The sequence below is a fragment of the Pontibacter anaerobius genome (genome assembly GCF_026241195.1).
Classification (GTDB): Bacteria; Bacteroidota; Bacteroidia; order Cytophagales; family Hymenobacteraceae; genus Pontibacter; species Pontibacter anaerobius.
The window spans coordinates 62,670-77,511 of sequence record NZ_JAPFQO010000015.1; the positions used below are offsets into that span (position 1 = coordinate 62,670).

General features: G+C 51.3%; 13 protein-coding genes. 5 read left to right on the forward strand and 8 right to left on the reverse strand.

Annotated features, from left to right (window positions below):
* Nucleotides 1-45: 45 nt before the first annotated feature.
* Both ruvX and def read left to right on the forward strand, forming a co-directional pair.
* A complete protein-coding gene (gene ruvX, locus OO017_RS19075) occupies nt 46-462 on the forward strand; it encodes a Holliday junction resolvase RuvX (protein WP_266054302.1) in 417 nt (138 codons plus the stop codon).
* A complete protein-coding gene (gene def, locus OO017_RS19080; protein ID WP_266054303.1) occupies nt 459-1,028 on the forward strand; it encodes a peptide deformylase in 570 nt (189 codons plus the stop codon). The genes ruvX and def overlap by 4 nt, the downstream gene beginning before the upstream one ends.
* A 233-nt stretch (nt 1,029-1,261) precedes the next feature.
* Here the strand turns inward: def and OO017_RS19085 are convergent, their stop codons facing one another.
* The 4 genes from OO017_RS19085 to OO017_RS19100 form a co-directional block, all read right to left on the reverse strand.
* The gene (locus tag OO017_RS19085) at nt 1,262-1,627 is read right to left on the reverse strand and encodes a GNAT family N-acetyltransferase (protein ID WP_266054304.1); all 366 of its coding nucleotides are present in this window, start codon (nt 1,625-1,627) and stop codon (nt 1,262-1,264) included.
* Nucleotides 1,628-1,864: 237 nt separating this feature from the next.
* A complete protein-coding gene (locus tag OO017_RS19090) occupies nt 1,865-2,398 on the reverse strand; it encodes a nuclear transport factor 2 family protein (RefSeq protein WP_266054305.1) in 534 nt (177 codons plus the stop codon).
* A gap of 420 nt (nt 2,399-2,818) precedes the next feature.
* Nucleotides 2,819-3,187 carry a histidine kinase gene (locus OO017_RS19095; RefSeq protein ID WP_266054306.1) on the reverse strand — a complete coding sequence of 123 codons (369 nt, stop codon included), beginning with the start codon at nt 3,185-3,187 and terminating at the stop codon, nt 2,819-2,821.
* A gap of 48 nt (nt 3,188-3,235) precedes the next feature.
* Nucleotides 3,236-4,477, reverse strand: coding sequence for a PAS domain-containing protein (locus OO017_RS19100; protein ID WP_266054307.1), 1,242 nt, complete (start codon nt 4,475-4,477; stop codon nt 3,236-3,238).
* A 214-nt stretch (nt 4,478-4,691) separates the two neighbouring features.
* Here OO017_RS19100 and OO017_RS19105 point away from each other — a divergent pair, with 214 nt between their 5' ends.
* On the forward strand, nt 4,692-5,663 hold the full coding sequence (locus tag OO017_RS19105) for a zinc dependent phospholipase C family protein (RefSeq protein ID WP_266054308.1): 972 nt from the start codon (nt 4,692-4,694) through the stop codon (nt 5,661-5,663).
* Here the strand turns inward: OO017_RS19105 and OO017_RS19110 are convergent.
* The gene (locus OO017_RS19110) at nt 5,660-6,565 is read right to left on the reverse strand and encodes an ion channel (protein WP_266054309.1); all 906 of its coding nucleotides are present in this window, start codon (nt 6,563-6,565) and stop codon (nt 5,660-5,662) included. The genes OO017_RS19105 and OO017_RS19110 overlap by 4 nt on opposite strands.
* Before the next feature lie 135 nt (nt 6,566-6,700).
* Here OO017_RS19110 and OO017_RS19115 point away from each other — a divergent pair, with 135 nt between their 5' ends.
* Entirely contained in the window at nt 6,701-8,275 is a 1,575-nt protein-coding gene (locus OO017_RS19115) for a serine hydrolase (protein WP_266054310.1), read from the forward strand.
* A gap of 338 nt (nt 8,276-8,613) precedes the next feature.
* On the opposite strand, the gene OO017_RS20065 is transcribed toward OO017_RS19115, so the two are convergent.
* The 3 genes from OO017_RS20065 to ettA form a co-directional block, all read right to left on the reverse strand.
* On the reverse strand, nt 8,614-9,600 hold the full coding sequence (locus OO017_RS20065) for a GNAT family N-acetyltransferase (RefSeq protein WP_266054311.1): 987 nt from the start codon (nt 9,598-9,600) through the stop codon (nt 8,614-8,616).
* A gap of 11 nt (nt 9,601-9,611) precedes the next feature.
* Nucleotides 9,612-10,604 (reverse strand): GNAT family N-acetyltransferase, encoded by a 993-nt coding sequence (locus tag OO017_RS19125; protein ID WP_266054312.1) that lies wholly within the window; start codon nt 10,602-10,604, stop codon nt 9,612-9,614.
* A gap of 651 nt (nt 10,605-11,255) precedes the next feature.
* Nucleotides 11,256-12,926, reverse strand: coding sequence for an energy-dependent translational throttle protein EttA (gene ettA / locus OO017_RS19130; protein ID WP_266054313.1), 1,671 nt, complete (start codon nt 12,924-12,926; stop codon nt 11,256-11,258).
* Between the two features lie 360 nt (nt 12,927-13,286).
* Here ettA and OO017_RS19135 point away from each other — a divergent pair, with 360 nt between their 5' ends.
* Nucleotides 13,287-14,600: a DUF349 domain-containing protein gene (locus OO017_RS19135; RefSeq protein ID WP_266054314.1), complete on the forward strand. Its 1,314-nt coding sequence runs from the start codon at nt 13,287-13,289 to the stop codon at nt 14,598-14,600.
* The last annotated feature ends 242 nt before the right edge of the window (nt 14,601-14,842 follow it).

A 14,842-nucleotide genomic window follows, 5' to 3' on the forward strand; every position in this document is an offset into this window, starting at 1 on the left:
CGACAATTATCAACCAACCGTTAAAATTCTTACCTTTGTAATACTATGGGCAGAATTTTAGGGATTGACTACGGAACAAAGCGGGTGGGGCTGGCCGCTACGGACACGCTCCAGATAATCGCGAGCCCCTTAGAAACCGTTCATGCCCAGGATGTGTTGTCTTACCTGAAGGCTTATGTGCAGCGCGAGCCTGTGGAGGCGTTTGTGCTGGGGATGCCTAAGCGCCTTTCCGGCGAGGCCACCGACAATACGCAGCATGTGGTGGGTTTCCAGCGCAGGTTGCAGAAGGAGTTTCCGGCCATACCGGTGTACCTGGTGGACGAGCGCTTTACCTCCAAGATCGCGCAGCAGACCATGCTGGCCGGCGGACTGAAGAAGAAGGCCCGTCAGGACAAGGCCACGGTAGACCGCATAAGCGCCGTGATTATTTTACAGTCGTATTTAGAAAGCAGAAATATATGATTTACCCAATTACCGCCTACGGAGACCCGGTACTGAAAGAGCCGGCGCAGGACATTCCGAAGGATTTTCCGGAGCTGAAAGAGCTTGTTGAAGATATGTACGCCACCATGTACCACGCGCACGGCGTAGGCCTGGCCGCTCCGCAGATCAGCAAGGGCATCCGCCTATTCGTGATCGACTCGGAGCCGATGATGGACGACGAAGACCAGGGCAAGGGCGTAAAAAAGGCCTTTATTAACCCGGAGATTATAGAAGAAGACGGCGAAGAGTGGGGCTTTGAGGAAGGCTGCCTGAGCATACCTGGCGTACGTGAGGTGGTTTACCGCCCGGAGCGCATCGTTATCCGCTACTTCGACGAGGAGTGGAACGAGCACACAGACACCTACGATGGCATGACAGCCCGCGTGATCCAGCACGAGTATGACCACGTAGAGGGTATCCTATTCACCGATTACCTGTCTGGCCTGAAGAAGCGACTGATCAAAAACAAGTTGGCTAAAATATCGAAAGGCGAGGTAGACGCAGATTATAAAATGCGTTTCCCGAGCATGGCCAAGAGGCGCTAAAGTATAGCCTTGCAAAAGTATAAAAGGCGCCTGCTGTAAGTATAGCAGGCGCCTTTTATACTTTATGGCAGTCCGGTTTATACTTGCTCAAACGCCTTCGGGTACCGCACTGTTCCTGTCACTCCCTCCAGGCCTCCTTCCACCAGTTCAATGACCAAAAACACATTCTCCGGCGCTTCAAAAGGAGGACTTATGCGCCATTTAGCCGCTGGGGTAAAGCCGAACTTCGGTTATTAGCCTTCGTGGCTCAGCACAATCATAGAGCTGGAGCCGAGCGCTTTTGCTTTGCCGAGGCCATACTTTACCAATTGCCCGCCTATGCCCTGCCTCTGAAGAGCAGGTTTAACGGCCATGGGCGCCAGGGCCAGACTTTCAAACTCGCATCCCTCATCATCAACAATACTGATTTTAGTGAACAGGATATGACCGACTACTGCACCCGCTGCCGTGGCCACCACTGAAAGCTCCGGAATAAAAGCCTTGCTTTCCCGCAGCAGATCTACCAGCCTGGCTTCATTGTCTTGCCCGAATGCAGCTCTGTTCAACTCATACACCTCGCTTCGGTCTGCAGGCTGCTCCTGCCTGATTTCTATTTGCATAGTGCTATACGTTAGTGCTGCACAATATACTTATCCAAAGCAAATGAAAGGCGAAGGCCAAAATAAGTATGTTTGGTTATTGAGTTAATGCATTCAATCCACCATACACAAAGGAATGTGAAGGGTGCAGAAGGTGACGACCTTGGCGCCGTTTGCAAAAAAATAAAGTATAGCTGGAGTGGGTGCAGCTGACGTAACGAGCCAGACGTTGTGAACGGCAGTATTAAGAAATGATAGCTAGAGCGCCTGATTAATTTTCGGAACGTCTTCGTTTTTAGGTATAAAATTCCAGGAAAACATGTCAAACACCCATTTACCGTCTTCATGCCGGGCGTGGCTAATGTTTCTTAGCATAACCTTTTCGCTGATATCAGGAAAGAAGTACTGATCAATAATGATGGCGGATGGCCCATTAATGACTATCTCCCGGCGCGAGATCTTATAGTCCGGAATGTTCATCGCCGTGTCACTGAACAGTTGTTGTTCATAAGCTCTTAAGTCATCAAAATTCAGTATTTCATTTGGATCAGTACCCAGATAGATACCATCCTTAGCCATAAACTTGTCAACAAAGGCAATGTCCTTTTTCTTAAATAAGCTGTGCATCTCATCAGCCATTGCATTTAGCTCCTGCCTGGCCTCTGCCGTGTCTATTGCAGTTTGGGCAACAGGCATTTGGTTACTTTCTGCATTCTGTTCTACAGTCTTCTCGGCATCATTACAAGCCAGTAGAAACACCATCGCAATAACAGGAAAAATAGTTTGTCTCATTTTGTGTTCGGTTACTGTTGATAATTAGAATGTGTTCCAGACTTTAGCCTACAATTCTAAAATTGCATCTAACGCATAAAAATTTTACGTAAATATAGATTGATTAGATTTATCTGGCTGAACATTTGTTAGCTCCTGTCGAGCTGTGGAATTCTAAGGGGTTTTTAGACACGGTGATCACCTCATCCTGAGCCTGGGTGCTGCGCAGTGTAATGATGCTGTACACCAGCCCAGCAAACACGATAGCAGGGTACCAATACCGATAAGGCCAATTGTAAGCGGTACCGTTTCCAGGTTATGCGGTGTAGAGATGCCACGGAGGCAATCATAATAAAGAAGAAGTTGCCCGGGTCTCGGCCAAGAGGTGGCGTAGCAGCCTTATAAGAAATGCATTAAGCATGTTATGATCGCAGGAAGGGGCTATATCAGGTAATCCCCTGAAACAGATACTCTTTCTTCAAGCTTTGAGAGCAGCTCCAGGAACTTCACGGATCGTTCTTCAATTTTTTGCAGCCCGGCCAGTGCCTCCTCAATTTTGCCGCTCCCGTACAGGCGAAACAGCTGATCCGCGGCCGAGTCCAGGTCCTGCTGCACCCTTAGCAGTTCCTGCATTTCGGGCAGGCTGGCATACCTGCTCCTGCCTATTGCGCTAAACCATAAGCCCAAAGGCCCGCTCCGCGAGAAGAAAGCCTCATCTTTCCTCCCGCCGTAAACGACAGAACGCACCTTCGACTTAAACAGGATGTGTTTAATCCGAAGTTGCTGAAAATCTACCTGGGCTTGGTTCATGTTTTGGTAAAGCGCGTTAACGTGTTGTTTGTTCGGACAATTGATATCTTAGTCTCTTTTTTCCCCTGCCTGCTCTGTTACATCATACCCACAGACCATAATGCCGTTAATCTGGTGCTGCTCATCGTAGATAGCCTGATAGATAAAAGTTAGGTGCATCTCCTCCAGCTCCCCTGTGTTATAGCGGTCGAGGTTGACGGATATGCCCTCTGCCACATACTCTTTGCCTGTACTGTATACTTCATCCAGGATATGTATAAAGCCCTGCTCCCGGAGTTCCGGCAATACTTCCTCCACGGCTTTGCCGAGCAGTTCCTTCTGCGGCAGCAACTGCTTATACTTTTCATTTATTAACTCGTAGCGGTGTTCGGGCCCACGCAGGATGCAGAAGAAGACAGGCGCCTTCATAATAAGGCGCTCCAGGGTACGGCGCTCTACTTCGGCTTTTGTGTAGGCTTTCTGCACCTGATCGGCTAACTCCGACATCTGCTCGTTACTCTCCAGTAACTCCTGCACCAGCTGCTTAGCGTCCTGCACATCCGAGGAGCTGCCCACCCACAGCAGGGTGTTGCCGTTCTCGTCTTTCATCGGCAGGCTCTTTGTCAGGAACCACCTGTACATGCCATACTTGTTGCGGATGCGAAGCTCTAGCTGAAACTCTTCCCCTCTCGGGAGGACTTCATTCATCCTCTTCCGGACAAGCTGCAAATCGTCCGGATGAATAGCCTGCTCCCATCCGTTGCCTTGCAGCGTGTCTTCCACCGGGATGCCGGTATAATCTGCCCAGCGCTTGTTCATGTAGGTAAGCTTGCCCTCCACATCCATCGTAAAGATCAGTTGCGGAACGGCATCTGTCAGAAACCGGAACTTCTCCTCGGTCATGGCCTGCTCCCTTCTGGCTTTCTCCCTTTCTGTTACGTCGTGTGTGTTCTGAATGATGTAACGTATCTGCCCGGCTTCATCCAGCACCGGCGTATGCGAAGCTTCCCAGTACCGCTCACTGTAGCCTCCGCCCTCTTCTGCGGGTTTGGCAATGTCATAGCGGATTACATCCAGGTAATCTACCTGCCTGGTCTCAATGGCCTTATCTATGGATAGCTTTACCGGGTTCTCCTCGTAAGGCACCTCGCTATTGGGGAAAGCCTCCAGCAGGAAATGTTTCCCGAGAATATCCTCACGCCTGCGCCCGGTTGTTTCCAGGTAAGTTTCTGTTGCTGCCAACACATGCATATCAGGTGTCACAATGATGATGTTTTCAGGAACGTGGTTGAAGAAATCGAGGGTGTGCATCTTGATCGGTGAATCGTTTTAAGAATAGACGATGGTACGCAAAGATAGGGTTATACGAAGGATTCACAACTTATATTGCCTGGCTACAAACAAAAGTTTGTCATTTTATTAGCTAGTGCAGTCTATCTCCCCCGAACACCTGAAAACCATAAGTATAGCAGAACTTTATACTTGCTATGCTATCGTCTTTCGCGTGGGTGCGTACACAGCAGGTATGGCTACCCCACTTAGGTTTACACTTTTGGTGCTCACCCTGCTGCTGCCGCTCAACGGCTATACCTGGGGCTTTTTTGCGCACCAGCGCATTAACCGGCTGGCCGTGTTCTCGCTGCCGCCCGAGATGGTGGGCTTCTACAAAAAGCACATCCGCTACATTACCGAGAATGCCGTGAACCCCGACAAGCGCCGCTACGCCGTGGAGGGCGAGGCCCCGCGCCATTACATTGACCTGGACGTGTACGGCGACAGCGCCCTGTATACTTTGCCCCGCTTCTGGCAGCAAGCCGTGGAGATGTACAGCGAGGATACGTTGCAGGCCTACGGCATTGTGCCCTGGCACATTAATCTGATGAAGTTCCAACTCACCCAGGCCTTTAAAGAGCGCAACGCAGACCGCATCCTGCGCCTCTCCACCGAAATGGGCCACTACATTGCCGATGCCTGCGTGCCGCTGCACACTACCCGGAACTACAACGGCCAGCTAACGGGCCAGCGGGGCATCCACGCTTTCTGGGAAACGCGCCTGCCAGAGCTCTTCTCCGATAACTACGACTTTTTTGTAGGGCAGGCCAACTACATAGAGCAGCCACAGCTAAGGGCTTGGGACCTGGTAGCCTCCGCTCACACCGCCCTGGACTCAGTATTATACTTTGAGCGGCAGCTGACGCAGGAGTTTGACGAGGAGAAGAAGTATGGCTTTGAGGTGCGGAACAACCTGACCACCCGCGTTTATTCCCGAACCTTTTCGGAGGCCTACAGCAAAAAGCTAAACGGGCAGGTGGAGCGACAGATGCGCCTAGCCATACGCACCGTTGCCAGTTACTGGTACACCGCCTGGGTTGATGCAGGCCAGCCCGACCTCCGCAAACTGGCTAGCCTCTCCGCCGAAGAGCAGCAGCGCCTGGAAATGGAGCGGAAGGAGTATGAACAGGGCACACATAAACCGCGGGAAGAAGGCAATAACTAATTTATCCGCTCTGTTTCGTGTAACCTGGTCAGGTTAAGTATAATCTCTCCTTCCGCATCGGTATCATAGGCTTTCTTGAACCGAGCATTCCACAGGATCTCATCGAACGTGTAGGAGAAGCGGGAGTGGATGACCTGGCCAAACGTCTCATCGAAGCCCTTTATTGAGATCAGCACTTCGGCTCTCCGCTCTTCCAGTTGCTGCTGGCCGATGTTGTAGAGCGGACTGTCCTGGTCTATCTGGTGCGCAAGGGTCCAGTCCAGCGGGAAAAAGTGCAGCGAAGACTGCTCCAGCTTCAGGTTATAGTAGTGGCGGTCGTAGTGCACGTCCTGCATCATCAGCATAACCCTCGCCTCCATCTCCATCAGCACATTGTTGCGCTTGTTAGCAAGCCGAAACTGCAGCCTGTTGACGCCATTACCGGGTGTGATGACCGCATTATTGCTGTACAGGATACGTACGTTGGGTTTGGAGAAGCGACTGAAGACCACACCGGCAATAATGGCGAAGCCCACCCACCCTAACAGCGACTCCAGCGTTACAACCAGGTTAACGGCCAGCCCCTGCGGCGCCATCACCCCGTAGCCCACCGTTGTGAAGGTTTGCACACTAAAGAAGAAAGCGTTTAGGAAAGGATACAGCGAAGGATCAGTGCCTCGTAAGTTCTCCACCCCGCACCATACATACACAAAGGCAAACAGAAGGTTGATGAGCAGGTAAGTAGCAAGTATAAAAAGTGCCAGGCGCTCTGTAGAAACACGGCTTAGGTACTGGTAAGTGTCGTACAGGCGCATTTCCCGGCCCCGTTTTACAATATTGAACGAGCCGTCTTTGTTAATGAGGCGCTTAGTTTTGCCCGTGTACTTCCTCCCTAATCCGAGGTCAATTGTCCGCCCAAACATAGTATGGTAGGTTTGTTTCTGATGACATATGAACGTATGGGCAACTCTCAGTGGCTGCCTCGCTGCTAAAGCTTCGCTATCCGTTCAAATATAAGTATATTGCTGCATTACAAACTATCCATACGTTACTTTAACATGATCAACCAACATACAACGAAGCAGTTCCGGCTAGTGCTCCTGTTGCTTTTGGCGCTGCTGGTGCTGCCGCAGGCCCGGGCACAACAAAACACAGCCGCCAGCCTCCAGAAACTGGACGCCTACTACCAAAAAGCGCTTAAAGAATGGGACGTGCCGGGCATGGCCATCGCCATCGTGAAAAACGACTCTGTGATCTTTGCCAAAGGCTACGGCCTACTCGACAATAAGAAAGGGGGCCAGGTAGACGCCAACACCCTTTTCGGCATCGCCTCCAACTCAAAAGCCTACACCGCCGCCGCACTGGCTACCTTGGTGGATCAGGGCAAAATAAAATGGGACGACAAGGTGAAGAAGTATGTGCCCTACCTGCAGCTTTACGACCCGTTCGTGACGGAGAACCTGACGATAGAGGACCTGCTGAGCCACCGCGTGGGGTTCAAAACCTTCAGCGGCGATTTGCTCTGGTACAACACCACCTACAGCCGCCCCGAGATCATCGAGCGCATGCGCTACCTGGAGCCCGTGTATAGTTTCCGCAACGGCTATGGCTACTCTAACCTGATGTTCATAACCGCCGGAGAGGTCATCGAGAAAGTCAGTGGTAAGACCTGGGAGGACTACATCAAAGACACCTTTTTTCAGCCGCTGGGCATGAACCGCTCCCATACTTCGGTAAACGACCTGAAGGGAGTGCAGAACGTAGCCTCGCCGCACGGCTTCGACGCGAACAAAAAGCCATACGCCACCACCCTCACCGCCTGGGACAACTGGAACCCGGCCGCAGGTATCTTTACCAGCGTAAACGAGCAGGCCCAGTGGATGCGCCTGCAACTGAACCGCGGCAAGTATAAAGGCAAAGAGATCTTCAGCGAGGAGGCCAGCCGCAACATGTGGACCATGCACAACCCCTTCCCGGTTTCAAAGCAGGCAGAGGAGATGGTGCCGTCCACCCATTTTGCAGGCGCGGGCCTGGGCTGGTTCGTGAGCGACTACGAAGGGCGCAAACTGGTTTACCACGGCGGCGGCCACGAAGGCATGAACAGCCGCACCGTGCTGGTGCCAGAGGAGAACCTGGGCGTAGTGGTACTGACCAACAGCATGAGCAGCATCATGACGCCACTCGCCAACTATACCCTCGACCAGTTTCTGGAGGTAAAGAATGGCCGCGACTGGAGCCGGTTTTACCTCGACAGAGCCTCAGAAGCCCGCAAGGCTGAGGCAGAAGCCGCCTCCAAAGCACCGAAAGAAAAGAAGAAGAAAAAGAGCAAGCCCACCCGCAACCTGGCAGACTACACCGGCACCTACCACAGCCAGTTGTACGGCAACGCCAGGGTTACTTTAACGGATGGCAAACTGCACCTGCAACTGGAGCCGGCCCCTGCCCTAAACGGTACGCTCAGCTTCTGGGAGCACGATATCTTCAACCTCGACTGGAAGAATGACTTTGCCCTGCTGCACCCTACCAACGTGCGCTTCCTGACCGGCGCGGACGGAAGTATAAGCCAGATGCGCATCGACTCCGACAACCCTGACTTCCACTTCGACGAGCTTGACTTTGAGAAGGTGAAATAGCAGTAATAGTTATAAAGTATAAAGGCCATACTTGCGTATGGCCTTTTTTCGTTTAGAGGAGCGTTTTTAGTAGCTTACCAGCACGGCAATGGTACCGGCTACCGCAAAGTAAGCGGCTATAATCAGGTAAGCCAGAGATTCCTGGTCTTTGTAAGCATTTTTCATGATAATGAGCGTAAAATTTTCACATATAAAGTTCAGTTATGAATTTGACTTTATATACTATACGCCTTATCGGCCTCAAATGTTAACTCATAACATATTGATTTTCTAAGTGTTAAGCACTTTAAAAGTGGATTTTTAAAGGATAATTGCTGCTGCAGAAGTTGCAACCCTCTCTATCCCCTTTTTTGGCATGGCAACAGCCTTAGCAGTACCTGCCGCCGTACCTGCTTCAGCAGCCTGAGTGGCTGTGGCAGCAGGTTGTACTCCCACTCAAAAAAAGGTACCGGCACCGACCCGAAGCTCTGGTAAAATCCCGCTATACTTTCAATCATGGGACTCTCGAAGTCCAGTATTTGATCTGTGTTGGCGTTCTGCTGGATGATGTGGTCCAGGATGAGGGTGCGGCCGTTGCGCTTTCTGCCGCTGGCATCGGCCGCATTAAAAATGTAGATGATGTAACCGCCGTAATACAGGAACAGGCCGCCCGCCACTACCCTGCCAAGTTCATCCAAAGTATAAACCAGCTCTGCCACACTCTTTTCCACACAGGCCGTGTATAACCGGTGCAGCATGTCGTAGGCCGCCTCATCCACCCCTCCGTATACTTTGTGCTCTATATTTTGCCGGAACAGGCGGATGAGCGGCTCAATGTCCTGGCTTTGGATGAGGCGCAGGTTCTCGCGTCGGGCCTTGTTCAGGTTATACTTGCGGTCGCGGGTGTAGCCTTTCCAAAGCTGCCCGTACGGCTTGTTAAGGCCCAGGTAGAGCGTGTACAAAGTATGAAATTGCGGATCGGCCATACGTTGCAGGGAACTTGAGTTGCCGGTGCAAAAGGCATAGCCTGGTGCGTACTTAAAATTTCGCTGCACGATAGCCTGAAACGCCACTGCCTGTTCCTGTCTCAGCTCCTGCCGCGAATAAATGCCCAGCTGCTGGCAGAACAGCGGCTGCTGTAAGTATAATATTCCGAACTTGCGGCGCACCGGCAACGGCATCACGCAAGTGTAAATGCCTCTCTCCTGCTCCACCACCGCCTGCCACCCCGGCGACACCACGTCCAGGTACCACGACAGCGCATACACCTGCCGCTGCCCCGAGGCTTCCACACAGGCATCCCAGGCGGCTTTGTCGATCTCTTTATGCTGGAGTAGCTGCGGCACGTGTGCGGGGTTTATACTTCCTCAGCCACACCAGTCGAAAAGAAGGTGCGGTATACTTTCATGCGGATATTACGGATGATCTTGACATACAGCGGCAGCGCGTTGTGGCGCAGGGCGAAGTACTTTACCCGGTGTGCCCCGAAGCTGGCGTAGAAGTGCTCTATCTGCTCAATCATCGGGCTCTCAAAGTCCAGGGTATAGTCGGTGCCCGCGTGCTGCCGGATAATCTCGTCGAGCACCAGGGTACGGCCGTTGGCCACACGCCCTTCGCTATCTGCGGAGTTAAAGGCATAGCTGATGACGTTGTTATACTTGAAGAACAGGCAGCCGGCGTTCACCTCATCGCCGGAGGTAGTATAAATCAGCTGCGCCACGCCCCGCTCCTTCATCACCCCAAACAGATCGCGCAGCATCTGGTATGTATGCTCCGATACACCGCCCACTACCTTATGCTCGATATGCTTTTTAAAATGCTGGATCAGCGGTTCAATGTCGTCGCTCTCAAACATGCTCAGGTTAGCACGCTTTGCCCGCTTAAGGTTCATTTTGCGGTCGCGGGTATAGTTCTTGTAAAGCTCGGGGTATGGCTTGTTTAATTTGAGGTAACGGGTATACCTTGCCACCAGCTCATACGTATCCTGCAGCTTCTCCAGGTGAGCTGTGTCGCTCATGTTAAAGCGGTAGCTGTGGATAAACTTATAGTGTTTTAAGGTGCGCTCCAGCATTTGCTCCCGCACCCCCTCGCTACTGCGGGCGGTGGTAAAAACACCCAGCTGGTGCGTGTGGTAAGGCTGGCTCAGGTACGGGAAGCCCATTTTAAGTATGCCTGGCAACGGCATCACCGTTACGTAAGTCCCCTCCTGCTCCTCCACAAATGCCTGCCACCCCGCCGACACCACATCTAAGAACCACGACAGCGCATATACCATGTTATCGGCAGAGGCCGTAATGCAGGCATCCCACTTGGTCTTGTCTATCTGCTCGTGGCTCAGGAACCGAATCATACTTTACAGGACTTTAATACTTCCTGCGCGAGAACTAGAGGCAGGTTTACGGCAAACTTAATCATTTTTAGCCTGATCCTAATTCTCCGGTTACCCGATAAAAGAAAAGGGGCTGCATCCCCATCAGATTGCAGCCCCTTCTTGTATAGTACTGTGTTGGTAAACTTAAAGTACCATGTGGCTTATAACACCGCCGATAATAAAATAAGTAGCTACGATTACGTTTACCAGAGAATCATTCAGTACAACTTTTTTCATGACTTTGTAATTGTTTAAAGGTTTAGTTTTGATTTTAGGTGAGATGCAAGTTTAAATCCACTACAGTAAAAGCATATTGCAATTATCTTTAGAAGACGGTACAAATAAATATCAGATAAATTTAATATGCAAATTATTGTATGTTATTTCTCTCAAGTTACACTTTACCACTAACCGGGGTGCTTCAAATACTGCAACTCCTTAATTACCAGACACAAGATTAAAGCAAGTTTTCTTCTCAAATAGTGCAAAAAAAAAATTTGAAAATATTTTACAAAAATCCTCTTAAGACACACCACTTCAGGCAGTTACGCCTACAATTTACTAAAAAATAAGCCCCCGCTGCTTTGTTAGCAACGGGGGCTCAAAACTGAACTTGGTTAAACCTGGTGGCTACACCAGCTTCTTATAACGGATGCGCTTGGGCTCCACATCGCCCATGCGCTTCTTCTTGTTCTCCTCATACTCGGTGTAGTTACCCTCAAACCAGTATACCTGAGAGTCTCCCTCAAATGCCAGGATATGGGTACAAATTCTGTCCAGGAACCAGCGGTCGTGCGAGATGATTACGGCACAACCGGCAAAGTTCTCCAGTGCATCCTCCAGCGCCCGGATCGCGTTCACGTCCAGGTCGTTGGTAGGCTCGTCGAGCAGCAACAGGTTACCGCCTTCTTTCAGCGTCATGGCCAGGTGCACGCGGTTGCGCTCACCACCCGATAACTTCTCCACCTTCTTCTCCTGGTCTCCGCCCGAGAAGTTAAACTTGCTCACGTACGCGCGGGACACCACCTGGCGACCGGCCATTATCATGTGCTCTGTGCCACCGGATATCACCTCGAAAACCGATTTTGTCGGGTCCAGTTGCGCGTGCTCCTGGTCTACGTAAGAGATCTGAACGGTAGAGCCAACGGTAAAGTCTCCGGCGTCTGGCTTCTCCTGGCCTGTGATTAACTTAAACAAAGTTGTTTTACCAGCACCGTTCGGGCCGATGACGCCCACAATGCCACCCTGCGGCAGCGCGAAGTTCAGGTCCTCGAACAGCAGCTTATCGCCGTAGGCCTTGCTTACATGGTTCACCTCTATAACCTGTGCACCCAGGCGAGGTCCATCAGGAATAAACAGCTCCAGTTTCTCTTCTTTCTTAGCCGCTTCCTCGCCAGCAAGCTTATCGTACTGGCTGATACGCGCTTTAGATTTAGCATGACGGGCTTTCGGGGCCATCTTCACCCACTCCAGCTCGCGCTGCAGAGTCTTCTGGCGCTTGCTCTCGGTTTTCTCCTCTGCCGCCAGCCTGGTAGATTTCTGCTCCAGCCAGCTGCTGTAGTTGCCTTTCCACGGAATACCCTCGCCACGGTCCAGCTCCAGGATCCAGCCGGCCACGTTGTCCAGGAAGTAACGGTCGTGGGTAACGGCGATAACAGTGCCTTTGTACTGCTGCAGGTGCTGCTCCAGCCAGTCCACCGACTCGGCGTCGAGGTGGTTGGTAGGCTCGTCAAGCAACAGCACATCCGGCTCCTGCAACAGCAGGCGGCACAGGGCCACGCGGCGCTTCTCACCACCCGACAGGTTACCGATGATGGCATCTTCCGGCGGGGTGCGCAGGGCATCCATAGCGCGCTCAAGGCGGTTGTCCAGTTCCCAGGCGTTCAGCTGGTCCAGGCGCTCCTGCACCTCGCCTTGGCGCTCAATGAGTTTGTTCATCTCATCGTCGGTCATCTCCTCGGCGAACTTCATGTTGATCTCGTCGAACTCCTTCAACAGGCCCACTACTTCACTCACGCCTTCCTCTACCACCTCGCGTACGGTTTTGGTTGGGTCCAGCTGCGGCTCCTGCTCCAGGTAGCCCACGGTGTAGCCCGGCGACCACACCACCTCGCCCTGGAACTCCTTGTCCACGCCTGCTATAATCTTCAGCAAGCTGGATTTACCCGAGCCGTTCAGACCCAGAACGCCGATCTTGGCTCCGTAGAAAAAGGAGAGGTAAATATTTTTAAGTACTTGTTTCTTTGGTGGGTAGATCTTGCTCACCCCGGCCATTGAAAAGATAATGGTTTCGTTGCTCATGCTGTATCTGGTAGTGTTTTGCTAATATACTTTTAAACTATCTCACGAATTTTTGCGCGCCACCTGTAGGATTATGGTATCTGTTACCTATCCCCCTGATTACTATTAACGTAAGTAATTACAAATATCGCAAAAATTCATGTCTTTGCACTTCACAAAAGTGCGCTGAAATCATTAAACTTGTAAAAACTGTGTGGGTAAGGATCGCATTTACTGATGCTGCACCAGCTGCCTTTGCGCGCCTGGCCGGTTTATACCGGCAATGACAAACGCTATAGGCAAGCCTGCGTATGCAAAGATTAGTTTACCCCTGACACCTTACCCAGAAATTACGTACGACGCATAACCCAATCCAGTAAAATGGAAAACAACAACCTATTGGAAGAAGCCAAGAAGTTTGGTTTTACCCAGGACCAGCAAGTATGGCTAAAGCCCTTTATGACCTACCCTGCCCGGCAGGTAGGCGAAGTGAAAGAGTCTGAGGATGATTCGCTTGTATATTTTGCCAAGCGCTTCGATATGTTCAGCGAAAAGGTGAACAACCTGCTGCAACGCATCGATACATCCGACAACAAAGGCTCGTTCCTGATGAAGGTCCTGCACATGAAGGAGCAGGTAGGCAGCTACGATGCCCTCGGCGACTTTGAGCAGATCTACCACACCCTGCATAAGGCTGAGGAAGAGATTAACGAGACCATTAAGCAGAACCGCGAGAAGAACCTCAGTATTAAGATCGGACTGATAAATGAGGCGGAGGCCCACAGCGAGAGCATCGATTGGAAAGAGGCGACCGAAAAGCTGAAAGACCTGCGCACGGCCTGGATAAAAACCGGCCCGGTGGAGAAAGAGCTTACCGACGAGATTGAAGAGCGTTTCCGCAACGCGGTAGAGAACTTCTTCGAGCGTAAAAAGAATTTCTTCGAGGATAAGAAACGCATGCAGAACCGCGCCTATGAGCGCTACCGCGAGCTGATCAACCAGTCGTACGCTATCATGAACTCGGAGGAGTGGGAGGAGACAACCGCTAAGCTTAAGGAACTGCAGAACCAGTGGAAGGAAGTGGGCGGTAACCTGCCGCGCAAAACCATGACGAATCTCTGGAACAGCTTCCGGAAAGCCCATAACCACTTTTTTGAACGCCTGAAGCGCAAGATACAGAAAGAGAAGAATGCCTCGCGCGAGCAGTTTTACGAGCAGAACTATGAGCAAAAGCAGGAGCTTGCCTCAGAAGCCGAGCAGTTGCTACAGGACCTGAGCCTGAACGATGCCGTAAAGCGCGCCAAGGAGCTGCAGGCCGAGTGGAAGAAAGTTGGCCCGGTACGCCCGGAAGTGTCAGATGCGGTTTGGGAGCGCTTCATCAAGGCCTGCGACCGCGTGTTTGAGATGAGCAGCCTGGAGCACTACATCCGGAAGCGCCAGCAGGCCAGCAACGAGACCTTCTCGGAAACCGATGGACTACAGGCGCGCATCAATGCCCTGAGAGACTTTATTAAGTCGGACAGGAATGAACTGGAGCTGCTGGAGACGAACCTGGGCAAACTGAACGACTCGCCTAGCAACGATGCCTTCCGCAACATGCTGAAAGGAAAGATCCGAAACTTCAACAGAAAGATCGGCACCAAGACTGCCCTGATCGAAATGTTCCAGAGCCAGCTAAGCGCCATTTCACGCTAGGCCTTGCCCTGACAAGCTATACTTAAAGAAAAGCGCCTTCTGCAGTGGCAGAAGGCGCTTTTCTTTTTAACACCCTTCTACTTACGCCCTGTGTTATTGCATCAGGACAGCAGCCTAAAATTATTTTTCAGTTTTTGAACATTTGTGTTTTATTTGCGTTGTGTTGTTAAAAACCGACAAAAAAGCAATAATTTTTTATCGAAAATTTTTGTTCTTGTTTTTATTTATACTTTTGCGAACAA